At 62.5% G+C, this 23758-nt stretch carries 21 protein-coding genes and 1 other RNA gene; 14 read left to right on the top strand and 8 right to left on the bottom strand.

Annotated elements, in window-relative coordinates:
- Positions 1-57 precede the first annotated feature (57 nt).
- Positions 58-1056 carry an ArsR/SmtB family transcription factor gene (locus tag LZK81_RS12620; protein WP_233953504.1) on the top strand — a complete coding sequence of 333 codons (999 nt, stop codon included), beginning with the start codon at positions 58-60 and terminating at the stop codon, positions 1054-1056.
- Between the two features lie 13 nt (positions 1057-1069).
- Positions 1070-1957 (top strand): methylenetetrahydrofolate reductase [NAD(P)H], encoded by an 888-nt coding sequence (gene metF, locus LZK81_RS12615; protein WP_233953503.1) that lies wholly within the window; start codon positions 1070-1072, stop codon positions 1955-1957.
- A 417-nt stretch (positions 1958-2374) separates the two neighbouring features.
- On the opposite strand, the gene LZK81_RS12610 is transcribed toward metF, so the two are convergent.
- The 5 genes from LZK81_RS12610 to LZK81_RS12590 form a co-directional block, all read right to left on the bottom strand.
- Complete coding sequence (locus LZK81_RS12610) at positions 2375-3298, bottom strand: DMT family transporter (RefSeq protein ID WP_233953502.1); 924 nt, start codon at positions 3296-3298, stop codon at positions 2375-2377.
- 88 nt (positions 3299-3386) lie between these two features.
- Positions 3387-4589, bottom strand: coding sequence for a lytic murein transglycosylase (locus LZK81_RS12605; RefSeq protein WP_233953501.1), 1203 nt, complete (start codon positions 4587-4589; stop codon positions 3387-3389).
- A 141-nt stretch (positions 4590-4730) separates the two neighbouring features.
- On the bottom strand, positions 4731-5516 hold the full coding sequence (locus LZK81_RS12600; protein WP_233953500.1) for a glycoside hydrolase family 25 protein: 786 nt from the start codon (positions 5514-5516) through the stop codon (positions 4731-4733).
- A gap of 145 nt (positions 5517-5661) precedes the next feature.
- Entirely contained in the window at positions 5662-6330 is a 669-nt protein-coding gene (locus LZK81_RS12595) for a class I SAM-dependent methyltransferase (protein WP_233953499.1), read from the bottom strand.
- Entirely contained in the window at positions 6330-7577 is a 1248-nt protein-coding gene (locus tag LZK81_RS12590; RefSeq protein WP_233953498.1) for a DUF3419 family protein, read from the bottom strand. The genes LZK81_RS12595 and LZK81_RS12590 overlap by 1 nt, the downstream gene beginning before the upstream one ends.
- A 164-nt stretch (positions 7578-7741) precedes the next feature.
- On the opposite strand from LZK81_RS12590, the gene LZK81_RS12585 reads away from it, so the two are divergent.
- Positions 7742-9094 carry a serine hydrolase domain-containing protein gene (locus LZK81_RS12585; RefSeq protein WP_233953497.1) on the top strand — a complete coding sequence of 451 codons (1353 nt, stop codon included), beginning with the start codon at positions 7742-7744 and terminating at the stop codon, positions 9092-9094.
- Between the two features lie 40 nt (positions 9095-9134).
- Here the strand turns inward: LZK81_RS12585 and LZK81_RS12580 are convergent, their stop codons facing one another.
- The 3 genes from LZK81_RS12580 to LZK81_RS12570 all read right to left on the bottom strand — a co-directional run bounded on the left by LZK81_RS12580 (position 9135) and on the right by LZK81_RS12570 (position 12243).
- Complete coding sequence (locus tag LZK81_RS12580) at positions 9135-10244, bottom strand: transglycosylase SLT domain-containing protein (RefSeq protein ID WP_233953496.1); 1110 nt, start codon at positions 10242-10244, stop codon at positions 9135-9137.
- Positions 10245-10314: 70 nt separating this feature from the next.
- Positions 10315-10983, bottom strand: coding sequence for a LysE family translocator (locus tag LZK81_RS12575; RefSeq protein ID WP_233953495.1), 669 nt, complete (start codon positions 10981-10983; stop codon positions 10315-10317).
- 48 nt (positions 10984-11031) lie between these two features.
- A complete protein-coding gene (locus LZK81_RS12570) occupies positions 11032-12243 on the bottom strand; it encodes a pyrophosphate--fructose-6-phosphate 1-phosphotransferase (protein WP_233953494.1) in 1212 nt (403 codons plus the stop codon).
- 325 nt (positions 12244-12568) lie between these two features.
- Between LZK81_RS12570 and LZK81_RS12565 the strand changes: the two genes are divergently transcribed.
- The 11 genes from LZK81_RS12565 (at position 12569) to LZK81_RS12515 (ending at position 23755) form a co-directional block, all read left to right on the top strand.
- Positions 12569-13318: a J domain-containing protein gene (locus LZK81_RS12565; protein WP_046607464.1), complete on the top strand. Its 750-nt coding sequence runs from the start codon at positions 12569-12571 to the stop codon at positions 13316-13318.
- Complete coding sequence (locus LZK81_RS12560) at positions 13315-14076, top strand: N-acetylmuramoyl-L-alanine amidase (protein ID WP_233953493.1); 762 nt, start codon at positions 13315-13317, stop codon at positions 14074-14076. The genes LZK81_RS12565 and LZK81_RS12560 overlap by 4 nt, the downstream gene beginning before the upstream one ends.
- A 240-nt stretch (positions 14077-14316) precedes the next feature.
- Positions 14317-14913 (top strand): lytic transglycosylase domain-containing protein, encoded by a 597-nt coding sequence (locus tag LZK81_RS12555; RefSeq protein WP_046607466.1) that lies wholly within the window; start codon positions 14317-14319, stop codon positions 14911-14913.
- Between the two features lie 67 nt (positions 14914-14980).
- Positions 14981-16171, top strand: coding sequence for an NAD(P)/FAD-dependent oxidoreductase (locus tag LZK81_RS12550; protein ID WP_233953492.1), 1191 nt, complete (start codon positions 14981-14983; stop codon positions 16169-16171).
- 70 nt (positions 16172-16241) lie between these two features.
- An RNA gene (rnpB, locus tag LZK81_RS12545) (RNase P RNA component class A) lies at positions 16242-16676 on the top strand.
- 450 nt (positions 16677-17126) lie between these two features.
- Complete coding sequence (mraZ, locus tag LZK81_RS12540) at positions 17127-17561, top strand: division/cell wall cluster transcriptional repressor MraZ (protein ID WP_046608712.1); 435 nt, start codon at positions 17127-17129, stop codon at positions 17559-17561.
- 14 nt (positions 17562-17575) lie between these two features.
- Positions 17576-18601, top strand: a complete 1026-nt coding sequence (gene rsmH, locus LZK81_RS12535) for a 16S rRNA (cytosine(1402)-N(4))-methyltransferase RsmH (RefSeq protein WP_046626023.1) — start codon at positions 17576-17578, stop codon at positions 18599-18601.
- 3 nt (positions 18602-18604) lie between these two features.
- Positions 18605-19066 carry a cell division protein FtsL gene (gene ftsL / locus LZK81_RS12530; protein ID WP_046607469.1) on the top strand — a complete coding sequence of 154 codons (462 nt, stop codon included), beginning with the start codon at positions 18605-18607 and terminating at the stop codon, positions 19064-19066.
- Positions 19066-20808 carry a peptidoglycan D,D-transpeptidase FtsI family protein gene (locus LZK81_RS12525; protein WP_233953491.1) on the top strand — a complete coding sequence of 581 codons (1743 nt, stop codon included), beginning with the start codon at positions 19066-19068 and terminating at the stop codon, positions 20806-20808. Before ftsL ends, LZK81_RS12525 begins: the two co-directional genes overlap by 1 nt.
- Before the next feature lie 59 nt (positions 20809-20867).
- Entirely contained in the window at positions 20868-22328 is a 1461-nt protein-coding gene (locus tag LZK81_RS12520) for a UDP-N-acetylmuramoyl-L-alanyl-D-glutamate--2,6-diaminopimelate ligase (protein ID WP_233953490.1), read from the top strand.
- A complete protein-coding gene (locus tag LZK81_RS12515) occupies positions 22325-23755 on the top strand; it encodes a UDP-N-acetylmuramoylalanyl-D-glutamyl-2,6-diaminopimelate--D-alanyl-D-alanine ligase (protein ID WP_233953489.1) in 1431 nt (476 codons plus the stop codon). Before LZK81_RS12520 ends, LZK81_RS12515 begins: the two co-directional genes overlap by 4 nt.
- Positions 23756-23758: the final 3 nt, after the last annotated feature.

Here is a 23758-nt window from a genome sequence, read left to right as displayed (position 1 = left end):
AATGGCAAAACCATATAAACATATCTTTATATCTTGATTGCGTAAGGATGCGGCTGAATGGGATTGGCGCTCGACACCCTGGTAGACGTACTGAAAACAGCCGGCGAGCCGACCCGCTTCCGCCTGCTTGCGCTTCTCGCTGCCGGGGATCTCACCGTCACCGATCTTACCGAAATCCTGGGCCAGTCGCAGCCGCGCATTTCTCGGCATTTGAAGCTGCTTGCCGAAGAGGCGCTGATCGATCGCTATCAGGAAGGCGCCTGGGCCTATTTCCGGCTGAGGCAGGAAGGCAAGGCGGCAACGCTGATCAGGACGCTGCTTGCCGCTGCTTCCGAGGAAGACCCGGTGCTGCTTCGCGACAGCGAGCGGCTGACGATGGTCAAGCGCCAGCATGCCGAACGCGCCCAGGCGTATTTCAGCCGCAACGCTTCCGAATGGGACGAGCTTCGCCGCCTGCATATCAGCGACGCGGCCGTCGAATCGGCGCTGCTCAAACTGATCGGCCCGGCGCCCGTCGATGCGCTCCTCGATCTCGGCACCGGCACCGGCTGGATTCTGCAGCTTCTGTCCAACATCTACCGTCGCGCCGTCGGCATCGACGCGAGCCGCGACATGCTTTCGGTCGCCCGCTCCAACCTCGACAAGGCCGGCATCGTGAAGGCGTCGGTCCGCCATGGCGACATTCTCAACCTGCCGCTCGAAGGCCAGGATTTCGACCTGATCACCGTCCACCAGGTGCTGCACTTCCTCGACCAGCCTGAACTGGCGATCGCCGAGGCAGCCCGCGTGCTGCGTCCGGGCGGCCGCCTGCTGATCGTCGATCTCGCACCCCATACGCTCGAATACCTGCGCAACGAGCATGCCCATGTGCGTCTCGGCTTCTCCCATCAGGTGATGGCGGAATGGCTCGAGAAGGTGGGCCTCGAAGTCGAGCAGGCGATCGATCTTGGTTCCGGCAAGGAAGGCGGCCTGACGGCCACCGTCTGGCTTGCCCGTGATCGCCGCCTGCTGATCGCCGCCCATCATGCATCTGCCCAATCGCAAACCGTCCTTTAAGGGAGCTGAACCAATGACCGCCGATAGCGAAACTTTCAGCGTTTCCTTCGAATTCTTCCCGCCGAAGTCGGAGGAGATGGAGGGCCAGCTCTGGGATACGGTCGATGAACTGGCGCTCTGGGATCCGAGGTTCGTCTCGGTCACCTATGGTGCGGGCGGTTCGACCAAGGCGCCGACGATCAACACGGTGCGCCGCCTGGTCGGCGAGACCTCGCTTGCGACCGCCGCACACCTGACCTGCGTCGATGCCACGCGCGAAGAGACCCATTCGGTCGTTGCCGATTACCGCGCCGCCGGCATCCGCCATATCGTCGCCCTGCGCGGTGATCCGGCGAGCGGTATCGGCACCGAGTATCGTCCGCATCCGCAGGGTTATGCCAACGCGGCAGATCTGGTGCGCGGCCTGACCGAACTCGGCGGTTTCGACATTTCCGTCTCCGCCTATCCCGAAAAGCATCCGGAAAGTGCGGATCTCGCCGCAGACATCGAGATGCTGAAGCGCAAGGTGGATGCAGGTGCTGCCCGGGCGCTCACCCAGTTCTTCTTCGACAACGACATCTTTGAACGTTACCTCGAAAAGGTCCGGGCCGCCGGCATCGCCATCCCGATCGTGCCGGGCATCATGCCGATCCAGAACCTGACCCAGCTCAAGCGTTTCGCCGGCCGCTGCGGTTCCTCGGTTCCGTCTTTCCTGGATGCCCGTTTCGAAGGATTGGACGACAAGCCCGAGGATCGCGCCAGCGTGGCTGCCGACATTGCCGCCGAACAGATCGAGGATCTGATCCGCCGCGGCCTTGGCGACTTCCACATCTACACGATGAACCGTGCGCCGCTCGTATCCGCTGTCCTGCAGCGGCTTGGCCGTCGGCAGATCCGCACCCCGCGTACTGCCGCCGCCTGAGCGCGTTGAAAAAAACGCATGCTCCTACGAAAGGAGCATGCGTTTTCACCGGAAGTGCTGATTATCAAACGGTCGTGGATGCGATATCTTGAACTGGTAGTGGAACTGGTGGCGCTCAAATGAAGAGCATGGATGCCACAAACACAAACGCTGCACCGACTACCAAGACATTGAGAGAGTATGTACGTCCCATGTCTGCCTCCTTGCGTTGACGGGCAGACTTTATGTCGGTTTTGTGCCGGTTGGGAAGCGTGTTTCTGTGCTGCAGTGCCGCAGATTTGTCCGGTTCGCCTCGGCGGTAATCGCGTAAGCTATTGATTACTCGGTGTAAATCATCCGTTAATCTTAATTTCCGTAGAGTTAAAAAGCCGTGTACGGCTGTTAACTTCTGACATATTCCGTGATGGTTTCGACCCGTTACGACGCGCTGGACGGCGAATTGCTGCGCCTGCGAAGGAGCCTTCCGTCGAGCAGGACCAGGCCGAAACCGATCAGCAGCATGCCGACGAGGTCGGTTGCCTCCAATCTTTCGCCCAGAAAAAGCGCGCCGAGAAGGATCGCGCTCGGGGGGACGACGAGCGTCACCAGAGAGGCATTCGTTGCGCCGGCCATCCCAAGGATCCGAAAATAGAGGAGATAGGCGAAGGCGGTCGACAGGAGCGCCAGGGCGAGGATTGCAAGGACGGCGTGCGTCGACGGGGCGGGCAGCGCCCAGGGCTGGTCGGCGAGCAGCGATACGGGCAGCATCATCAGGCTGGAGGCCGTGAGTTGTCCGGTGGCACTGACCGGCGCGGGCAGCCCGCGGAAACGTTTGCCGTAGGTGCCGGCCACTCCGTAGGAGATTGCCGCAAGGATCGGCAGGATCAGCGCCCAGAGCGGCGCGGCCGCCGTGACGCCCGGACCGATCAGCACGGCCGTCCCGGCAAGACCCGCAAGGCAGCCCGCGATTTTTGCGGGTGTCAGTTTTTCGTCGGCCGTCCAGCGATTGGCGATCAGCACCGTCCAGATCGGCGTGGTCGCGTTGAGGATCGAGGCGAGACCGGCGCCGATCTCGGTCTGGCCGAAGAAGATCAGCGTATGGGGAAGGGCGTTGTTGATGAAGCCCATGACGAGGAAGGACCGCCAGTGGGTTCTAAGCGTCGCGTAGAGCCCGAACCTGCCGCGCAGATAGATGTGCAGCGCCGCTGCTGCCAGGAACAGGCGCAGGAAGACGAGGGTGAAGGGCGGCACTTCCACGACTGCGACGCGCGCAAAGAAGAAGGATCCGCCCCAGATCAGCCCGAGCAGCAGGATCAGGGCCCAGGCGGTGGCGCTGGGCTTCGGAATGGCGGCGGTTGTCATGCAAAATCCCCCTCGCGGTCAAGGTCAGGGGAATAATCCTATGATCCGCGAGTCGCCACCCGATTTCGGTCGGGCGGCGACATGTATTTCAGAGCGCGGAGAGCAGGGTCAGGGTCGGCCAGCCGTCGGCCGGCTGGCCAAGGCGGGCCTGTTCCTTCTGGACGGCCTGGCGCGTGCCCGACCCCAGGATGCCATCGACCTTGCCGATATTGTGGCCGAGCGCTTCCAGCTTGGTCTGCAGCGCCTTCATGCCGGTGTCGTCCAGGCCCTGGTCCGGCGTGCCCTTCAGATAGGTCGGAGCACCCGAAAGCCGGGTTGCGAAATAGGCGGCCGAGGTCGTGTAGATGAACGACTGGTTCCATTCCAGATAGATGTTGAAGTTCGGATAGGTCAGGAAGGCCGGCCCCTTGCGACCCTGCGGAAGGATGAGGGCCGCGGGCAGGTTGCCGAAGTTGGTCACGCCGTCGCGCGGGGTGACACCCAGCTTGAACCATTCGCTGGCCGGGATCTCGTTGCCGAGGCCGGACCTGTCCCAGGGGAGGTTCTCCGGCAGCGTCACTTCCTGGATCCACGGCTGGCCAGGCTTGAAGCCCATGCTCTGGATGAATTTTGCGGCCGTGAGGATAGCGTCGGGGGAACTGGTCTTGACGTTGATATGGCCATCGCCGTCACCATCGACGCCGTGCGCGATAATATCCTCGGGGAGCATCTGCACCTGACCGATCTCGCCGGCCCATGCGCCCGTGTTGGTGGAAGGATTGAGGTCGCCGTGCTGGACCATCTCGATCAGGGCGATCAGCTGCGGGCGGAAAAGCTGCGGGCGGCGGCAGTCGTGCGAGAGTGTCACCAGTGCATTACGGGTGTTGAAATCGCCCTGCACGGCGCCGAAATCGGTCTCCATCCCCCAGAAGGCGGTGATGACGCCGGGCGCCACGCCAAATTCCTTTTCCGCGCGGGCGAAGACCTCCGCATACTGCTTGATTTTCTGGCGGCCGATGTCGAGGCGCGCCTGGCTGACGGTGCGCTGCGAAAATTCGAGGAAGGTCTGGCGGAAGACGCCCTGAGCCCGGTCGCGGGACAGAACTTTCTGATCGATCTGGGCGCCGGCGAGCGCTTCATCCGCCGCACCTGCCGCCGCGCCCTTGGAAATGGCTTCCGCCTTGACGCCGTCGAGGAAGGCGCCGAGATCGCCGCCGCAGGCGGGAGCCGAGGCCTGGGCGAGGGCGGTGGAGGCAAGGCAACTGGTGATGACGGAGGCAAGGGCGAGGCGGCGGGCAAAGCGAGCGGACATTCGGCGTTCCTAGAATCTGAGTAAGCGCCGTCCGATCTCGGAAAATTTTGTGACCGAAACGTGGACGGCAGCCGTGTTGGCGCAGTTTTTATCGCAACCGCTCACACATTGCCAGATACCTATTTGCCAGGTGGGTGGGGTTTACTTTGAGACTGCCGCAACCCAGTTGTGCCAGTTCTTGGAGGTGCCCGCAAAGACGTTGATATCCATCTCGCCCTTGATGCCCGGCACGACGCCCGTCGAGGTATACTGCCAGAAAGCCCAGCGGCGATCCGGGTAGATCTTGGTCGGATGCTGCGCGACGGCGCGGAGCCAGAAGTGGTAGTTGCTGAAGGCGCCGACCAGATTGTCCCGGTGGAAATCCACCGACGTATAGATGATCGGCCGCTTGCCGTAATAGGCCTCGACGCGGTCCATGAAGCGCTGCATGGATGCGCGCACGGTCTCTGGATCGGGGCGGGTCTTGCAGGTCGGCGAGGAGTGGTTCCATTCCATGTCGAGCACCGGCGGCAGCTTCACCGCGTCCTTGGGCACGTTGTTGATGAACCAATCGGCCTGTTCGTCGGCCGTCGAGCAGAAATAATAGAAATGATAGGGCGCATAAGGAATGCCGGCCGATGCAGCGCCTCGCCAGTTCAGCTCGAAGGTCGAATCGATGCGATCCTTGCCTTCCGTCGCCTTGATGAAGACGAAGGCGATGCCGGATTTTTTCACGGCGGGCCAGTCGATATCGGTGCCGTTCCACTTGGAGACGTCAATGCCGTGGACCTCGTGGAGCCCAGGGTGAGTTTTACCGAAATCCTGCGGGTCACTGTCCTTGAACCGCATCTTCTTGACCGATGACGTTTCCATCAGGTCATAGCTTGAGGATGTGCATCCCGTGGCAAGGAGCGCGGTGGCAAGGAGGGCCAGAAGGAGCCGAGGCATGAACATCCCGTGTAGTGTCGACGTGGAAGCCTCTTGCCCCGTTCGACGCAACACAGGGAGGCATGAACTCCATATTCACCATAACGTCGTAAAAAATCGGTTAGGGCAAGAGGATTTCACGCCGGAGATGCCGGAGCCCAACGCTTCAGCCGCGGCGACGGATGACAGCATGCCAGGCGTAACCCCGGCCGATTTCCTCGAAGATCATGTCGGCATTGGCGGCGGCAAGCTTGCTTTCCAGCACTTCGTGCAGGTCTGGCCGCGGCGTGACGTGGAAACGCATGAGCCAGGCCTTCAGGAACCGTCCGAACCAGCCCGGCAGCCGTTCCTGCTGGCCGAAATCGACGATATGGAGGGAGCCCTGCGGCGCCAAAGCCGCAAGCGCGGCATCGATCGCCTTTTCCCAGTCGGGAATCATCGACAGGGCGTAGGAAATCAGAATGCGATCGAAGCCGGTCGCACCGAACTCTTCCGCTTTGAAATTGGTGGCATCGGCGACGCGAAATTCCGGGATGATCGGCTTGCCGCGAAAATTGGCCCGGGCGCTTTCCAGCATCTCGGCGGAGATATCGAGGCCGTAGAGCCTGGCCGCCGGATATTGCCGGTGGGCAAGCGCGAGGTTGCGGCCCGTGCCGCAGCCGACTTCGAGCAGCGAGGCATTCGGCGGGAGATTCAATCCCGCAATCGCCCGGTCGCGGCCGAACAGGTAATATTTGCGGGTGATGTCGTAGATATGGCGCTGATACCGGTACATCCGGTCCATGCGCTCGGCGTGGCCATTCGACAGGGGGCTGCTCGCCATATCCGTCGTCATCAGGCTTTTTTCACATAGATGTGGAAACCGCCGTAGATCGCCGAGCGATCCTCGAGGTTGAGCTCGTTGGAGCGCTCTTCCAGATAGGACCACTGATCGAGCAGGGCCGGCGAGAGGCGACCGTCGAGCACGCTCTTTTCGGCGGCGGTGCGGAAGATCACGCGGGCGCCGGGGGCGGCCGTGCGGGTGATTTCCGACCAGACGTCGTTGAGCTGCTCGTCGTTCATCCAATCCTGCGCATCGAGCAGGACGTAACGATCGACCGAACCGGCTGCCTTCTGGGCCAGAAGCTCGGTGAAGCTGGCATGATGGACCGTGACGCTCTCGGCACTGTCGCGGATGGCGCGGTAGTTTTCGGCCTTGAGGTAGGTCGGTAGCGTGCCTTCCTCCGGCTTCGGATAACGGCGCACGAAGGCCTGCCAGGCGAAATAGTTGTCGCGCAGCGGGAAGTGGCAGGCGAGCTTTTCAAGGCGCTGGCGCAGGACCGGGGCGATCGAGCCGTCGGAAGCGAGGCTTGCCAGCTCGTCATATTGCTGCGGCGGGATGCCGAGGCCGAACAGCGAGCTCTTGCGGCTGGTGATCCAGCGGATCAGCGGCTTGTCGAACAGCGGAGCAATGCTGCCGTCGAAGAACTGGCGCTGTTCGCGCAGCGACTTGGCATTGGCCATTTCGGTCAGATTGATGCCGTGCAGGCGGGCGATCAGGTGGCCGGCGCCGATGAAGCGGCCGAGCAGGCCGGTCTTGTAGATATTGCGGTCGAACACTTCGATCCGGCGGCGGCCAGCGAGCGAGCGCTTGTCCCAGTAGGCGCGGGTCGCTGTATCGAGGTTCGGGGCGATGAAGGCGTCGTAGCTCTTGCTGTTGGTGCGGATGCCGTCCATGCCGAAATGGCGCACGACATCGCCGTGGCCCGGCAGATGGCGGAAGGCGGCGAGCTTCAGGCGGTTCAGCGCGACGTGATGCGGGTTCAAGTCGACCACATCGATCTTCTTCGGCGAACGGGACAAGTAGGCCAGCATGTTGCAGCCGCCGGAGCCGATGGTGACGATCGAATGCTCGCCGGAAAGCTCCATGGCGGTCATGTCGACTTCCGGGTCTTCCCAGATCTGCGGATAGACGAGACCGGAGAACAGCAGGCCGAAAAGCCTTTCTGAAAAACCCTGCCGAGACAGTGCTTTATGCTGCAGAAGCGCGTCCTTGAGCTTCTGGTTTTTCCGAAAACCGGCTTCCTGTGCAATATCCGCCATGGTCGAGTCCCGCCTTGTCCAGAGTTTCAGCGCGTGTAAACCCGTCATGCTACAGATTGATGACGAGGCCTGTGTCTAGTCTTGCAATAGGCCCCAGGCGGCCGAACGCCCCTTCCTTGGCGTCGAGAATCCTGATTGCATGCGGCCGTGAAATGGAGGCAGGCATGCGGTTGTTGGTGCGGTTCGTAAAAATCCTCTGCGGCGTCATCGTCGTCGGCCTGATCGGGCTCGGGATCTGGCTCTATACCTCCCCGCCGGAACTGCTGAGGGTCGGCAGCGGCTATTCGGCCAAGATGGTCTGCTCGAACGTCTTCCTTGCCGGCCGCGACAGCAGCGAGGTCCTCGCCGTCGATGTGCAGGCTCCGGGTCATCCACTTCTGAGATTGATGCGGGTCTCCGTCGATCGAACGGAAAAGCGTGTTCATGCAGCGCTGCTCGGCATTTTTGCCGGCAACGACGCGGTCTATCGCGAAGGGCTCGGCTGCGCCGTCGTCCCCGATGGCACGCCGGCCGCTGTTGTCGGCGTTCCGGTGCCTGCCGTTACGTCACTCGATCCGTCCGTGCTTTGGCCGGAAGGCGGAAAAGTCGAATCCGATCCGTCGGTTGTGCGGCTTCTTTCAGATGCCGGTCTTGCCGGTCCGGGCCTTCGGGCGGTGGTCGTGGTCAAGCGGGGACGGATTGTCGGCGAGACCTATTCGACCGGTTTTTCCAAGGATATGCCGCTGCTCGGCTGGTCGATGACCAAGACCGTGAACGTCGCGATCCTCGGGACGCTCATTCGAGACGGAAAGCTCTCGCTGGACGACAGAGGCCTGTTCCCGCAATGGCAGGGCAACCAGCGCGGCGATATCCGGATTGCCGACCTCGCCGCCATGGAAAGCGGACTTGCCTTCAACGAGAATTACGGCACGGTCGCCGATGTCACCCGCATGCTCTATCTCGAACCGGACATGGCGAATTTCGCGGCCGATCAGCCGCTGGAGGCCGACCCCGGCACGCGGTTCGGCTATTCTTCCGGCACGGCCGTGATGCTCTCGAAGATCTGGATGGACCGGATCGGCGACAGAGCCGCGGCGCTGTCCTATCCCCGCAACGCGTTGTTCGGCCCGCTCGGCATGGAAAGCGCCGTCATGGAGGCCGATGCGGCCGGCACGTTCGTCGGCAGCTCGTATATGTATGCGACCGCGCGGGACTGGGCCCGGATGGGGCTCCTGCTTGCCCGTGACGGCGTCTGGAGCGGCAACCGGATCCTTCCGGAAGGTTTCGTCGCCCTGATGCACCAGGCCAACGCAACGTCGGGCGGGCGTTATTCGAAGATGCAGACCTGGCTGCCGGGCAAGGACGATCCGGGCATGCCGGCGGATACGTTTTTCCTGCAGGGGCATGACGGGCAGACCATCACGGTCATCCCGTCCCTCGATCTCGTGGTGGTGAGACTCGGACTGACGCCGAGCTGGAACCGCTACGATCCGAAGCGGCTGGTCGCCGAGGTCGTGAAAGCAACAACGGCGCCCTGAGGCGCCGCTGAACTTTTTCAGTCAAGGCATTTCGGCCCGGCTATTTCTCCAGGACGTCCAGCATGTTCTTGCGTTTGGCGTCGTAATAATAGCCGCGCGCATAGAGCTTGATGGCATTGTCGTTTCTGTTGTCGGCGACGAGCCAGGCGCCGCGCAGATATTTGATCGCGTATTTGAGGTTCGTCTCGGCGTCGAGCAGGCCGGCCGGCGGGCCTTCGTAGCCCATGGACTTGGCGGTCGAATACTTGATCTGCATGAGGCCCCAATAGCCGTTCTTGTGATAGGCCTTGGGATCGTACTTGCTTTCCCGATGCACGACGCGGTGCACCAGCGATTCCGGCACGCCGTACATGCCGGCATAACGCTTGATGAGCTTGCTCAATTCGGGCGGCGCACCGGTGGCCGTGGACGGCATCGGTTCGCCGGGAGCCGGCGGGAATTCCACGGCGGACAAGGCGGCAACGGCTCTCGGCTGCGCCGCATAGGCGAGCGTCGCAGTGTCCGGGCGCGGGGTCGGCACGACGGTCTGCAGCGCGACCATGTCCGGTGTCAGTTCCCGTTCGTCCAGCGCGATCGCCGAAGCTGCCGCCGGCTGGATCTTGCCTTCGCTGACCGCTGGTGCGATCGGAGGCGACACGAGGCGTCCGCCCTTCGGCGTGGCAAGGCTCGCCGGCTGGGCCGAAGCGAGAATTGTCGAGGTGGTCGGAGCAACGGGCGGCGACATCATCGCCGGGCCGGGCGCGAAAGCGACGAGCGGCGCCATGGTGGGCGATGCCATTGCGGCGGACTGAACGGACATCGCATCGGCGTAGACCGGCACCGGAACGGGAAGTCTTGCGGTCTTGGCGAGCGCCACGGTCGGCTGCGTGCCCACCGTCTGGGCGACCGAGGCGACCTGAACTCCCGGAGGTGTCATCTGGCCTGCGGTCTGGGCCTGCCCGTTTACGGGGAGATCGGATTTGTACTGGATGGTCGTCTGGCCATCCGCGGAGGCCGTCTGGACGGGTCCGGTTGCCTGGCCGCTGGTCGGGACAACCGTCTGTGTCGCTGCAAGCTTCTGCTCGCGTTCGACGCTCGAACATCCGGCGAGAACCGAAGAAACGGCGCAAGCCACAGCCGTCCCGCGGCCGAGGAATCGGATTATCGCCATTGGGTCGCTTTCATGAAAAAATGGTTACCCCAGTCCGCCCAAACGCCACCAAAAGAGTGTTTTCATTAACCTATGGGGCGGCGTCCGGCAAGACGGAGAACGTCAGGCGGCGATCCGGCGATAGCCGGCTGTGACCGCGCGCCGCGAAATGAAGCGGGTCTGGGGCTTGCGTGAGGCGGAGTTGAGGTTGGCGGGCCGCCGCCGGCGGTGGGAGCACGCGGCGCGGGAAAAGCACGTGAATTCCGGCTCCAAACGCGGCGCAGACAAGGAAGGTCGCCTGCATTTCGAGAAGCTGGGGCAGGAGGGAGCGGTCGGGATCGACGAACTGGGCGAGCACGGCTGCAAGGACGACGGCATAACGCGCCCGGAAGGCGGATTTGCCGAACAGGCATCCGAAGATTCGCGCTGCCCGACATTCGGGAAGATTGTCGTTGTCGGCCATCGGGCCGGAGATTCGCGGGTCCTGATATGACCAGATCACATAGAGCATCAGATAACCGAGCCCTGCCCAGGAGATCACGTCGATGAACTTGGGAAGATAGACGGCGATCAGGGCCATGGGGATCATCGCCACGATCAGGGCCGCCGACATTCCGACGGCAAGCCCCGGAACCGTGGCGATCGCCGTGCGGCGACCGCGCTGGAGCGAGAAGCTGGCGGTGAGGCAAGCAAGGGGGCTTGGAAGGAGGGCGAGAAATATCGCGGTCGCAGCAAAAGCGAACCAGATGTCAGCCGTCATTCCATTTCCTCCCGGACGCCCATGAACGGCGCCCGCTAATTTCCTGTCTCAAGCCGCTTCGAAGGGCTGGCCGATATGATCCATCACTTCGCCGAACCATTTTGCCGTCAGATCGAAATGTTTTCCACCCTTGATTCTGGGAAATTCGATCGTGCGCAGTTTTCCGTTCTGTTCCTCGTCGTGGCCGGTGACGCCCGAAACCTTGTTCAGCGCGCTTTCGACGGCGAGATCCACCATGCCCTGGATGAGGCGCAGGTCGTCGCCGTTTGCCGGCGCCGAACGGGCGAAATAGCCGGATTTCTGCACCATCGAGCGATCCGCGCCGATCAGCGCCGCGAACTGCTTCTGGAACCAGCCGCCGACATTGATCGTGTCGATCTTAACATGGCCGAACGCGTCGCGCTTGATCGATTCGCCTGCGGCTTCCCGCTCGGCGACGATCGTATCGAGGCCGGCACCTTCCGAGACGAACAAGGTCACGAAGCCGCGCTTGTCCATGACGTCCCTGAGGCGTGCGGCCTCCTTGTCGAGGTCGAAGGCCATCTCGGGCAGGTAGACGCCGTCGATGTTCTTCATCGCGCTGTTCATCATGAAGCCCTCGACATATTCATTGCCCTTGGTCTTCTGAATATAGGCCCGTGCGGTCGCGGCGGTAAGCCAGCCGCAGTGACGTCCCATCACTTCGTGAATCACAAATGTGCGAGGAGCGGCACTCTGCTCGTTGGAAACGTTGTCGAAGAAAGTGGCCCCGACTTCGGCAGCCGTCCAGGCGCCGAGCGACTGGCGGATCGGCACGATGTCGTTGTCGACAGTCTTCGGCAGGCCGACGACGGTGAGATCGTAGCCGTTGGCGCCGAGATAGGCGGCTAGGTCGGCCGCTGTCGTGTTGGTGTCGTCGCCGCCGATCGTGTGGAGGATGGTGATCCCATCGGCCGCCAACCGGTCGGCTGCAACGCGAAGCGGGTTCTCACCTTCCTTGACGAGGCCGCGCTTGACGCAGTCTGCGGCATTGGTGAGCTTGACGCGGCTGTTACCGATCGGCGAGCCGCCGTAGCGGTGCAGCAGATGGGCCTTTTCGCGCATGTCCTCGGTGATTTCGATGCGGTCGCCGAGGAGAACGCCCTGATAACCGGAGCGGTAGGCGACCAGTTCGATGTCGGGCGCGACGTCGTTGTAGCGCTCGATCAGGCCGCCGACGGCGGAAGACAGGCAAGGCGCGAGGCCTCCTGCGGTCAGCATTGCTACTTTCTGTTTGGCCATCGATCCTCCTTGACGCGCTGCTCGCGTACAGTTCAAAACCGCTGGAATGGATGCGACAGAGACAAGCCCCTGTAAAGTGAATTTCTCAAGAAAAACCGCAGCTTCGACTTCTCGGCGCAGGAGAGCCTAATATAATCGGTTCAACTGCCGCGGCCCCTCGGTCCCGCCTGTGGAAAAGGAGTTTCGGGGGGGCGCAATTGTCCCGAAGTGCAAGGTCACCTGTCTGTGAGCGCCGGTGATTGTTCGGAAAACATGAACATAGTTTAATCTAAGACGGACCGTAGGTCGCCTTGCAATCCCAATTATAATCTGGTCCACTGCGCTCATGATCTGGGATTTTGCCTGCCTTCACTTTTCCTCCCTTTGGGAACGGCTTCTCGGCGCCATGGGCGACGCGGCCGGGAACGCGCTCGGCCGTGTCATCGAGGCGATCCGCACGACCTTCGAGGGTGATCCGGAAACACGCCGGCAGGTGTCTTTCTCGGTTGCCATCATCGCGCTGTCGGCCAAGATGGCGAAGGCCGACGGTATCGTCAGCGAGGCCGAGGTCAAGGCCTTTCAGCAGATATTCGATTTTCCCGACGAGGAAGCCCGCAACGTCGCGCGCCTCTATAACCTCGCGCGCCTGGATGTCGCGGGCTACGAAGCCTATGCGACGAAGCTCGCCGGCTTGTGCAGCCCCGGTGCGGGCAAGGCTGAAAACTGCCCGATGCTGGAAAACGTCGTCGACGGCCTGTTCCATATCGCCAAGGCGGACGGCCTTGTGCATGAGGCGGAGCTGGCGTTCCTGTCGCGCATCGCCGAGATATTCCGCATCGACGAGGGGCATTTCCGCCGCATCATGGCGCGGCACGTGCATCTCGACGGCCGGGATCCCTATCTGGTGCTCGGCGTTTCGCCGGAAGACGATTTCGCCAAGATCCGCAAGCAGTACCGCTCGCTGGTTTCCGAGCATCATCCGGACCGGTTGATCGCCCGCGGCGTTCCGGCTTCGCTGCATGCCGCCGCCAATGAACGCATGGCCGCGCTCAACGCCGCATATTCGGCGATCGAGAAAGAGCGCCGCGCTGCATGACGCCGTTCAACGCCGATTATGCCGGCGCGACGGTAAGGCCTTCTCCCAACCATGGTGAACGTGTCGGCGGGCGCAGGCCCGACATGATCATCCTGCACTATACGGGCATGCCGAGCGGCGCTCAGGCGCTCTCCTGGCTTTGCAACGAGGAGAGCCAGGTCTCCAGCCATTATTTCGTCCATGAAGACGGGAGCGTGGTGCAGCTCGTGCCGGAAGAACGCCGTGCCTGGCATGCCGGCAAAAGCTCCTGGGCCGGCGAGACCGACATCAATTCCTGTTCGATCGGCATCGAGATCGCCAATCCGGGCCATCCCGGGGGCCTGCCCGAATACCCTGCGGTACAGATCGCAGCGGTCGTCGAACTGTGTCGCAATTGTGGCGAAAGGTGGCAAGTCGGACCGGAAAGGGTGCTCGGGCACTCGGATGTCGCCCCGATCCGCAAGGTCGATCCGGGGGAAAATTTCCCCTGGGAGAAATTGCACCTTGGCGGAGTCGGTCATTGGATCGATCCAGCGCAAATCAGCGGTGGGCGTTTTTTCCAGTTCGGGGAGAGCGGCCAGCCCATCGAGGCATTGCAGTCGATGCTGTCGCTCTATGGCTACGGAATTGAAATCACGGGGAATTTCTGCGAACGCACGAAGGGCGTGGTCGAAGCCTTCCAGCGCCATTTCCGGCCGCAGCTCGTCGATGGGATTGCCGATTTCTCGACGATCGACACGCTTCATCGGCTGCTCAAATCCTTGCCGAAATTCAATTAGTGCTTGCATCGCGCCGGGCCGTTTGGGCCTGAGCAAACCCCAAAAATCCGCCGTGCCACATCATCTCCTTATTAGCCCGGTCTAAAGGACCCGCTAACGGCAGCCGCCATGTGGACGGGGGTTGCAAAGATAAACGACCAGGATTCGTGAAACATCGCGCCGTCAATCCGGCGCCGCGATGAGTGGGTATTTGCGTAACAACGCCCGCGGTTCCTGTTGGTCCGGAGACACTTCACCTACATGAATACAATGATTGTTGCTGCCGCGGCGGGCCTTGCCATGCTGGTCGCGGGAACCGAACTCGTGCGCGCTGAAGATAGCAGCGTCAATGTCTATACCAAGCCGCTCATCATTCCATGGGAAACGCGCGAAACCGGTTTTGCCGCGCCCACCGACGAAGCCAGGCGTCTGGTTCGGCAGCTTCACTATACCCAGCTGATCGCGAAATATGCGGACGAATACGACGTTCCGGAAGAGCTTGCGCTGGCGGTGGTGCGGATCGAGAGCAATTTCCGCCCGACCGTCAAGGGCAGTGCCGGCGAGATCGGGCTGATGCAGATCAAGCCGGCGACGGCAAGGCTGATGGGTTACCGCGGGCCGGACTACGGCCTCTACGATCCGGAGACGAACATCCGCTACGGTATGAAATACCTGGCCGGCGCGCATGAACTCGGCGGCGGCAAGATCTGCGGCACCATCCTCAAATACAATGCCGGCCACGGCGCCAAGCGCATGAACCCGGTTTCCAAGCGCTATTGCACCCGGGTGCAGGCTGTGATCGAGACCGCCGAGCAGACGGCCGAACAGACTGCGTCGCTTTCGCCTGTGGCATTTTGATTCCGAAAACGGCTAGAAGTGCTTCTGACAGAAGACATTTCGGCCGGTGGAATCGAAAGGCGAGGGCATGACGGAACGGTTCAGATTTATCGTGATCGGGAGGGGCATGATGGGCGCTGCGGCGGCTCGCTACCTCTCGAAATGGACCGACGGTATTGCGTTGGTCGGTCCCGGTGAGCCGGCGGACTATGGGCGCCATGACGGCGTCTTTGCCAGTCACTACGACGAGGCGCGCATCACCCGGACGATCGATCCCGATCCCGTGTGGGCGCGCCTCGCCAACCGTTCGATCGAGCGCTACGGCGAGATCGCTCGCGAAAGCGGCGTGGATTTCTATACCGAATCGGGCTGCCTGCTGGTCGGGCCGAAGCGGGGCGAGGGACCTTCCTATGTCGCAAACGTCCTCGACGCGGCAGACAGGCTCGGCGTTTCGACCGAGACGCTGTCGGATCTCGATCTTGCCGACCGGTTCGGTTTATTCTCGTTCCCGCATGAGAGCGAGGGTGTCTGGGAGCCCAGGAACGCCGGGCACATCAATCCGCGCCGGCTGGTGAAGGCCCAGGCTCTCATCGCCGAACGCCAGGGCACGGCAATCATTCCGGAAACGGTTTCCTCGGTGCGCCAGGACGGCGATCAGGTCACCGTCACGACCAGCGAGGGCAACAGCTATCTTGCCGAAAAAGTGCTGGTCGCAGCCGGAGGTTTCTCGATCAACGAACGGCTGCTCGGCGCGCGCCTCGACCTGAGCGTCTATGCCCGCACCGTCGCCTTCTTCGAGGTCGACGAAGCCGCCATGGACATCTGGGGCAGGGTGCCTTCGCTGATCTGGAAATGGCGCGAGGGCGAGGACGGCATCTATCTCCTGCCGCCGGTGCGGTATCCCGATGGCAGGATCTATCTGAAGATCGGCGGCGATCCGGACGATCTGCGGCTCCCCACCGAGCCGGACATTCGCGCCTGGTTCCGCTCGGGCGGGCGGGAAAGCACCAGGGCGCGGCTTGCCGAGATCATGACGCGGCTAGTGCCGGAGCTCGATCTTTCCCGGTCGTCGATGGCGGCCTGCGTCACCTCGTTCACGCCGACCGGATATCCGGCGATTGCCATGACCGATGCCGACCGAATCGGTATCCTCAGCGGCGGTTGCGGGGCGGCGGCCAAAAGTTCCGACGAGATCGGCCGGCTCGGCGCCGAACTGATCTTCCATGGGAAAATCCGGGACGAAGCCTATTCGACCGATTTCCGGGCGGATTATCTCTAAGCCGATTATCTCCGGCCTGATTACTTCTCGCCTATGGCTTTCGCTCGGCATCTCGTTTATGGACCGCCTGCCAGTTGGCCGGGCAGCCGCGCTTTACCAATGCCGAAAGGCGGTAAGGTGAGGAAAGTCCGGGCTCCACGGAAACACGGTGCCGGATAACGTCCGGCGGGGGTGACCCTAGGGAAAGTGCCACAGAAAGGAAACCGCCCCGCTTGCTGTACCGCTTTCGACAAAGCGGCAGAGCTGGCGGGGTAAGGGTGAAAGGGTGGGGTAAGAGCCCACCGCGCTTCTGGTAACAGCGGCGGCAAGGTAAACCCCACCGGGAGCAAGACCGAATAGGGATGACGCGGGCCGCGTGAAAGCGTGGCTACAGCCTGTTTCCGGGCCAGTCATCCGGGTGGGTTGCGTGAGGCGATATGCAAATATCGTCCCAGATGAATGGCTGCCGCGTTCCGGTGCTTGCACCGGGGCCTTACAGAACCCGGCTTACAGGCCAACTGGCGTTTATCTTCCCTTCCTCGCGATTCTGTGTACGCCTGCCAGATACGAGGCAGGCGTCGCAGGAGGCTCGTTTCAGGCCTTGTCTTTTATATGAGTAATTGTGAAAGCTTTTTTATTTTCCGAAGCTTACTGGGTGTCCCAAATCGACTTGCCGGACACTGCCAAGGCGGTTTCTTCGCTTCCTCTAATAACGCTTTGTTAAACTTAACAGCTTATAAATAAATCCTGCTTGGGAGTGGCTAGCGGGGCTTCTCCCATTGACGCCCATATGGTCCCATGGTATCCCAAAATCGCACTTCACAAGGGCGAATGAGCGCCCGTCAATCCCAGAATTTCGGTCGTCCTGCGGCCGGGCGGATATCCGCCCATCCGGACGGCGAAGCTGTGTTTGGTGTGGTGCTTATCGGTGGACGGGCTTCCGTCTGGAACCATAACGGGGCGGATGTTTGGCGTGATGAGCCGCTTCCTGTCGAATGCGACGAACAGGATCGATGCGAAGGGGCGGGTCTCCGTTCCGGCGAGTTTTCGTTCGGTCCTTTCGGAGCGCGGGATCCAGGAGCTTTATTGCCTCCAGGATTTCACCTATCCGGCGATCAGCGTCGGCGGGCCGGATCTGCTCGATCGTTACGAGCGGCAGATCTCCTCCGTCGATCCGTTTTCGCCGGAAGCGAACCGGATGTCGCTGCTTGTTCACGGTGGCGGCGTCTTCATGAGGCTCGATGCGGAGGGCCGGCTGATGGTCACGGATTTCATCCGCGACTTCACGGGAATCAGCTCGGACGTCACCTTCGTTGGGCGCTCGGATCATTTTCAACTTTGGCAGCCGCAGGCGTTTCACGAGGCGCAGGCGGCGGCGAGAGAGGGGCGCTTCGGTTCGCGTCCCGCGTAAGACAGGGGAACGGAATGGCGGCGAATCCAGGCGACGGAACAACCGAGCCCGAAGGCGGACCGGTTCGTCACATTCCGGTTCTTCTGAAGGAAGTCCTCGAGGCGCTCGATCCCCGGGCCGGCAAGGTCATTCTCGACGGTACGTTCGGGGCGGGCGGTTATACAGCCGCGATCCTTGCGGCGGATGCCGAAGTGATTGCGCTCGATCGCGACCCGAATGCGATTGCCGCCGGCAAGGCGATGGTCGATGCCCATAAAGGCCGTCTCCACCTCATTCAGTCACAGTTCTCCGAACTTGCCGATCACGCGCCGGAAGGCGGGCTTGATGGCGTCGTGCTCGATATCGGCGTCTCCTCCATGCAGATCGACGAGGCCGACCGCGGCTTCTCATTCCAGCGCAACGGTCCGCTCGACATGCGCATGTCTTCGAGCGGCGTGTCGGCGGCCGATGTCGTCAATCGCGCCAAGGTCGGCGATCTCACCCGCATCTTCGGTTTCCTCGGCGAGGAAAAGCAGTCGGGCCGCATCGCCCGCGCCATCGAGAAGCGGCGCCTCACCGAGCCATTCACCACCACGCGCGAACTCGCAAACCTCATCGAGACGGTCAATCCGCGCAAGGCCAAGGACAAGATCCATCCCGCGACCCGCGTCTTCCAGGCGCTCAGGGTCTTCGTCAATGACGAGCTTGGCGAACTAGCCCAGGCGCTGTTTGCCGCCGAGCGGGCCTTGAAGCCGGGCGGGCGGCTGGTCGTCGTCACCTTCCATTCGCTCGAAGACCGGATCGTCAAGCAGTTCTTCGCCGATCGTTCCGGCAAGGCTTCCGGCTCGCGCCACCTGCCGATGGTCGTGGCCAAGCCCGCGATCTTCGAACCGCTCGGCAAAACGATGATCTCGGCGAGCGACGAGGAGGCGGAACTCAATCCGCGCGCCCGTTCCGCCAAGCTTCGCGCCGGAGTGCGGACGGAAGCCCCGCCGAGGTCGGCCGACATGTCGATTTTCGATCTGCCCGATCTCGCCAGCCTCGCAAAGATGGGAGCCTGATACATGCTGCGTAGCTTCGATCTTGTTTTGATCGGCGTGATGACGGCAGCGGCCGTCGTCACCTATTCGATCAAGCACCGCGCCGATGAAAAACTCAGCGAAGTTCACCGGCTGGAGTCGGAAATCAAGCTGGAGAAGGACACGATCGATCTCCTGAAGGCGGACTGGGCTCTGCTGACCCAGCCGAACCGTCTGCACCGGTTGATCAACGTCTACAGTTCCGAGTTGGCACTGGCTCCCACGGAGACGACGCAGCTTGCGATGCCGAAGGAACTGCCGATGCCCAAGGCCCGGCTTCCGCAGCCGGAGACCACCATCGAGGACATCATCGCCGGCAAGAACAGCGAGGTTGCCGCCGCGCTGAAGGGGGTTGCGGCCGCCAAGGCCAAGCCCGCCGCCAAAATTCCCGTGCCACAGCGGCGCGGTCCCATCGAAGTCATTTCCACAGGATCGGTGAAACGCTGATGTCTTTCCTGTCCCGCATCATGATCGTCAAAAGCCGCGCGCATTTTTCGTCCGACAGCCGTGGTCGCGGCTCCGAGAAGGCCTCCTTCGAGGGGACCCGCAAGCGCAAGTCCGCCCAGGCGAAAAACCGCGTCGGCCTGCTGATCGCCGGTTTCACGGTCTTCTACTGCGTCGTCGGCGGCCGGCTGATGCAATATGGCGTCGCGCAGCCGCTGACGACGTCGAGCATCCTGCCGGCGGACCGCCTTCTGGCGTCGCGCCCCGACCTCGTCGACCGCAACGGGGCGGTTCTGGCGACCGACATCCGCACCGTTTCGCTGTTTGCCGAGCCCAACAAGATCATCGACGCCGACGAGGTGATCGAGAAGCTTTCGACGGTTCTGAACGACCTCGACATCAAGGGCACCTATTCGAAGCTGACCTCGAACTCGCGTTTCCAGTGGCTGCGCCGCCAGTTGACGCCAAAGCAGCAGAGCCAGATCCTGGCGCTCGGCATTCCGGGCATCGGTTTCCGGCCCGAGAAGCGCCGTTTCTATCCGGGCGGCCCGACCGCCGCGCATGTCGTCGGCTACGTCAATATCGACAACCGTGGCGTCGCCGGCATGGAACGTTACGTCGACAACCAGGGCCTTGCCGATCTCGCGGCCGTCGGCATGACTTCCAGCCAGCCGCTGGAGCCGGTCAAGCTGTCCATCGACCTGCGGGTCCAGTCGATCGTCCGCGACGTCGTGTCCGAGGCGATCACGAAGTACCGCTCGATCGGCGCCGGAGCGGTCGTTCTCGACGTCCATACCGGCGAGATCGTCGCCATGGCGTCCGCGCCCGATTTCGATCCCAACAATCCGGCCGAAGGCGGCGAGGAGGGATGGTTCAACCGCATGTCGAACGGTACGTTCGAAATGGGCTCGACCTTCAAGTCCTTCACCATTGCCATGGGTCTCGATTCCGGCAAGGTGAGCCTTCAGAGCATGTTCGACGCGCGTTTCCCGATCCGCATCGGCGGCTTCACCATCAAGGACTTCCACGGCAAGGGGCGCATGTTGAGCGTTCCGGAAATCTTTCAGTATTCGTCCAACATAGGCACCGCCAAGATCGCCGATACGGTCGGCATCGAAGGCCACAAGGATTTCCTGACCAAGCTCGGCCTGCTGACGAAAATGCGTACGGAGCTTCCTGAAGTCGCCTCTCCGAGCCAGCCGCGCGAATGGAAGAAGATCAATTCGGTCACCATTTCCTTCGGCCACGGTGTCTCGACGACGCCGTTGCAGACGGCGGTTGCCGGTGCGGCGCTCGTCAACGGCGGAAAATACATCCCGCCGACCTTCCTGCCGCGCAACCGGGCAGAAGCCGACAAGGTCGCTACCCAGGTGCTCAAGCCCTCGACCAGCAAGGACATGCGCTTCCTGTTCGAATGGAACGGCGCCAACGGATCCGGCAGGAATGCGCGCGTCGCGGGCTTCAACGTCGGCGGCAAGACGGGGACGGCGGACAAGGTCGTCAACGGGCGCTACGCCCATGACAAGAACTTCAACGCCTTCCTCGCGGCCTTCCCGATGGACAATCCGCAATATGTCGTGCTGACGTTCTGCGACGAGCCCAAGACCGACAAGGGCAACGGCGCAGCGCTTGCCGCAACTTCTGCCGCGCCGATGGTCAAGGAGATCATCACCCGCGCCGCGCCCATTCTCGGTGTAAAGCCGAAATTCGGCAATGACGGTTCTGCCCTGCTTGTGTCTTATTGAGCGATAACAACTTGAGCGCACGATTCGAGGGGACGACGCTCAGAATGGAACATCAGCCAATGAAATTGCGAGAACTCGCCGGACGGGATTTCCCCGAAATAGCCGACCTGATGGCCGGGCCGGCCGGCGATCTCGAGGTGACCGGTCTTACCTCCGACAGCCGCAAGGTAAAACCCGGCATGCTGTTTGCGGCGCTCGCAGGCACCAAGGCGGACGGTTCGGGCTATCTCGGCGATGCGGCCGCCCGCGGCGCGATCGCGGCGATTGCGGGCCACACGGCTGATACAGGCATTCCAGTTCTTTCCGTTTCCAACCCGCGCCGGCTGCTGGCGCTTGCCGCCGCCCGTTTCTACGGCGCGCAGCCGGAAACCATGGTTGCCGTCACGGGCACCGCCGGCAAGACCTCCGTCGCCTCGTTCACCCGCCAGATCTGGGCGCATGCCGGCCATGCCGCGGCGCAGATCGGCACGACCGGCGTCGTCTCCCCGACCCGCAACGACTACGGAACGCTGACCACGCCGGATCCGGTCGAACTGCAGCAGCTGCTGGCGGAACTGGCTGCCGAAGGCGTCACCCATGCCGCCATGGAAGCTTCCAGCCACGGCCTCGACCAGAGCCGGCTCGACGGCGTGCGTCTTGTGGCTGCCGGCTTCACCAATCTCGGCCGCGACCACATGGACTATCATCCGACGATCGAGAACTACATGGCCGCCAAGATGCGGCTTTTCGATACGCTGATGCCGAAAGGCGCACCGGCCATCATCTTCGCCGACGACGCCTGGTCGGAAGAGGCGATGCGGGTGGCGACGGTTGCCGACCTTGATGTCCGCACGGTCGGCCGAAGGGGCGATTATCTGTGCCTCAAGCGCGTCGAGCACTTCCGTCATAAGCAGATGGCCGAGATCCATATCGGCGACCAGATTTTCGAAGTCGATATTCCGCTTGCCGGCGATTTCCAGGTGTCGAACGCGCTGGTCGCGGCGGGGCTTGCCATGTCGACCGGGGTTCCGGCCGCCGTGGCCATGGCCGCGCTCGAAAAGCTGGTCGGCGCCTCGGGTCGTCTCGAACTGGTCGGCCAGTCAAAAGACGGGGCGCTCGCCTATGTGGATTACGCCCACAAGCCGGACGCGCTGGAGAACGTGCTGACCTCCGTGCGCCCGTTCACGACCGGCCGCGTCATCGTGGTGTTCGGCTGCGGTGGCGACCGCGACAAGGGCAAGCGGCCGATCATGGGCGATGTGGCGACAAGGCTTGCCGATATCGTCATCGTCACCGACGATAATCCGCGTTCCGAGGTTCCCGAGGTGATCCGTTCCGAGATCATGGCGGCGGCTCCGGGTGCAATCGAGATCGGCGATCGGGCCAATGCGATCCGCGAGGCAGTCAACATGCTGCGGGCAGGTGATACGTTGATCGTCGCGGGCAAGGGCCACGAGGAAGGCCAGACGATCGGCACGACGGTCCTGCCGTTTTCCGATCACGTCGAAGTCCGCAAGGCGCTGGAGGAGCTGAAATCGTGAACTGGCTATGGACCTCCGAGGATCTGACGTCTGCCATGGGCGGCCGGCCGATCGGTGCGCTTCCGGCGGGTATCACCGGAATCTCGATCGACAGCCGCTCCATCGGCCAGGACGAGGCTTTCTTCGCCATCAGGGGCGACCGCGTCGACGGTCATGACTATGCGAGCCTCGCTGTCGCCAACGGGGCGACGCTGATCGTCGTCAACGAATCGAAATTGCCGGCGCTCGGCAAGTTGAGCGTGCCGATGATCGTTGTCGAAGACGTGCTTGCGGCGCTCGGAAAGCTGGCGCTTGCGGCGCGGGCGCGCAGCCGGGCGCGGATCGTCGCCATCACCGGTTCGGTCGGCAAGACGACCACCAAGGAGATGCTGCGCCATGCGCTGGCGCCCTCCGGCAAGGTGCATGCCGCCGTCGCCTCCTTCAACAATCACTGGGGCGTGCCGCTGACGCTTGCCCGCATGCCGGCGGATTCGGATTTCGGCGTCTTCGAGATCGGCATGAACCATCCCGACGAGATCCGCCCGCTGGTGAAGATGGTGCGTCCGCATGTGGCGATGATCACCACGATCGCCGCCGCGCATCTTGGCCATTTCAAGAACCTCGAGGAGATTGCCGCCGCCAAGGCCGAGATCTTCGAAGGTCTGGAGCCCGGCGGTTCGGCGATCCTCAATCGCGACATCAAGCAGTTCGGTTTTCTGCAGAAAAAGGCGCAGGAGGCGGGTGTCTCGCACATCCACACCTTCGGCCAGCATGCCAAGGCGGATTTCCGGCTGGCGGATTTCGAGGGCAACGGGGAAAACTCGGTCGTCTGGGCCGTGCTGAACGGCGAGACGTCGGAAGTCCATATCGGTGCGCCGGGCCGGCACATTGCCGAAAACGCCATGGCGGTTCTCGGTGCCTGCCTGCTGGTCGGCGCGGACATGGCCGGCGCCATGGAAGCGCTCGCGGCGCTGAAGCCGGTCAAGGGCAGGGGCGAACGCCACCGCCTCGGCATCGGCGAAGGCCATCTGACGCTGATCGACGAGAGCTACAACGCCAACCCGGCCTCGATGCGGGCGGCGATCGCGCTTCTGGCATCCTCGGTACCTGAACTGACGGGCCGGCGCATTGCCGTTCTCGGCGACATGCTGGAAATGGGCGAATTCTCCGCCAAGGTGCATGAGGAACTGGCGGGTCCGCTGCTTGCCGCCGGCATCGAACATGTCTGGCTGGCGGGTGCGGAAATGACGGCTTTGCGCGACGCGCTGCCCGACAGCGTCGACGTGCAATATTACGAAAAGACTGCGGATCTCGCCGATTTCGTCGTGCGCTCGGTGATGCCGGGCGACGTGGTGATGGTGAAATCTTCGCTCGGCCTCGGTTTCGGCAAGATCGTGGCCGCGCTTATTGACAACTACCCGGCATTCTCCGACACGGAACGCCACTAATTA

It is taken from the genome of Neorhizobium galegae (genome assembly GCF_021391675.1).
Taxonomy (GTDB): Bacteria; Pseudomonadota; Alphaproteobacteria; order Rhizobiales; family Rhizobiaceae; genus Neorhizobium; species Neorhizobium galegae_B.
This window is presented reverse-complemented; position numbering and strand designations above follow the sequence as displayed.

Excerpts from the sequence above, each read along its gene's own strand:
- LZK81_RS12560 (WP_233953493.1), top strand. The coding sequence starts at position 13,315 with ATGACGCCGTTCAACGCCGATTATGCCGGCGCGACGGTAAGGCCTTCT.
- ftsL (WP_046607469.1), top strand. The coding sequence starts at position 18,605 with ATGCTGCGTAGCTTCGATCTTGTTTTGATCGGCGTGATGACGGCAGCG.
- LZK81_RS12555 (WP_046607466.1), top strand. The coding sequence starts at position 14,317 with ATGAATACAATGATTGTTGCTGCCGCGGCGGGCCTTGCCATGCTGGTC.
- LZK81_RS12585 (WP_233953497.1), top strand. The coding sequence starts at position 7,742 with ATGCGGTTGTTGGTGCGGTTCGTAAAAATCCTCTGCGGCGTCATCGTC.
- metF (WP_233953503.1), top strand. The coding sequence starts at position 1,070 with ATGACCGCCGATAGCGAAACTTTCAGCGTTTCCTTCGAATTCTTCCCG.
- LZK81_RS12590 (WP_233953498.1), bottom strand. The coding sequence starts at position 7,577 with ATGGCGGATATTGCACAGGAAGCCGGTTTTCGGAAAAACCAGAAGCTC.
- LZK81_RS12575 (WP_233953495.1), bottom strand. The coding sequence starts at position 10,983 with ATGACGGCTGACATCTGGTTCGCTTTTGCTGCGACCGCGATATTTCTC.
- LZK81_RS12525 (WP_233953491.1), top strand. The coding sequence starts at position 19,066 with ATGTCTTTCCTGTCCCGCATCATGATCGTCAAAAGCCGCGCGCATTTT.
- LZK81_RS12565 (WP_046607464.1), top strand. The coding sequence starts at position 12,569 with ATGATCTGGGATTTTGCCTGCCTTCACTTTTCCTCCCTTTGGGAACGG.
- rsmH (WP_046626023.1), top strand. The coding sequence starts at position 17,576 with ATGGCGGCGAATCCAGGCGACGGAACAACCGAGCCCGAAGGCGGACCG.
- mraZ (WP_046608712.1), top strand. The coding sequence starts at position 17,127 with ATGAGCCGCTTCCTGTCGAATGCGACGAACAGGATCGATGCGAAGGGG.
- LZK81_RS12550 (WP_233953492.1), top strand. The coding sequence starts at position 14,981 with ATGACGGAACGGTTCAGATTTATCGTGATCGGGAGGGGCATGATGGGC.
- LZK81_RS12600 (WP_233953500.1), bottom strand. The coding sequence starts at position 5,516 with ATGCCTCGGCTCCTTCTGGCCCTCCTTGCCACCGCGCTCCTTGCCACG.
- LZK81_RS12520 (WP_233953490.1), top strand. The coding sequence starts at position 20,868 with ATGAAATTGCGAGAACTCGCCGGACGGGATTTCCCCGAAATAGCCGAC.
- LZK81_RS12595 (WP_233953499.1), bottom strand. The coding sequence starts at position 6,330 with ATGACGACGGATATGGCGAGCAGCCCCCTGTCGAATGGCCACGCCGAG.
- LZK81_RS12610 (WP_233953502.1), bottom strand. The coding sequence starts at position 3,298 with ATGACAACCGCCGCCATTCCGAAGCCCAGCGCCACCGCCTGGGCCCTG.
- LZK81_RS12605 (WP_233953501.1), bottom strand. The coding sequence starts at position 4,589 with ATGTCCGCTCGCTTTGCCCGCCGCCTCGCCCTTGCCTCCGTCATCACC.
- LZK81_RS12620 (WP_233953504.1), top strand. The coding sequence starts at position 58 with ATGGGATTGGCGCTCGACACCCTGGTAGACGTACTGAAAACAGCCGGC.
- LZK81_RS12570 (WP_233953494.1), bottom strand. The coding sequence starts at position 12,243 with ATGGCCAAACAGAAAGTAGCAATGCTGACCGCAGGAGGCCTCGCGCCT.
- LZK81_RS12580 (WP_233953496.1), bottom strand. The coding sequence starts at position 10,244 with ATGGCGATAATCCGATTCCTCGGCCGCGGGACGGCTGTGGCTTGCGCC.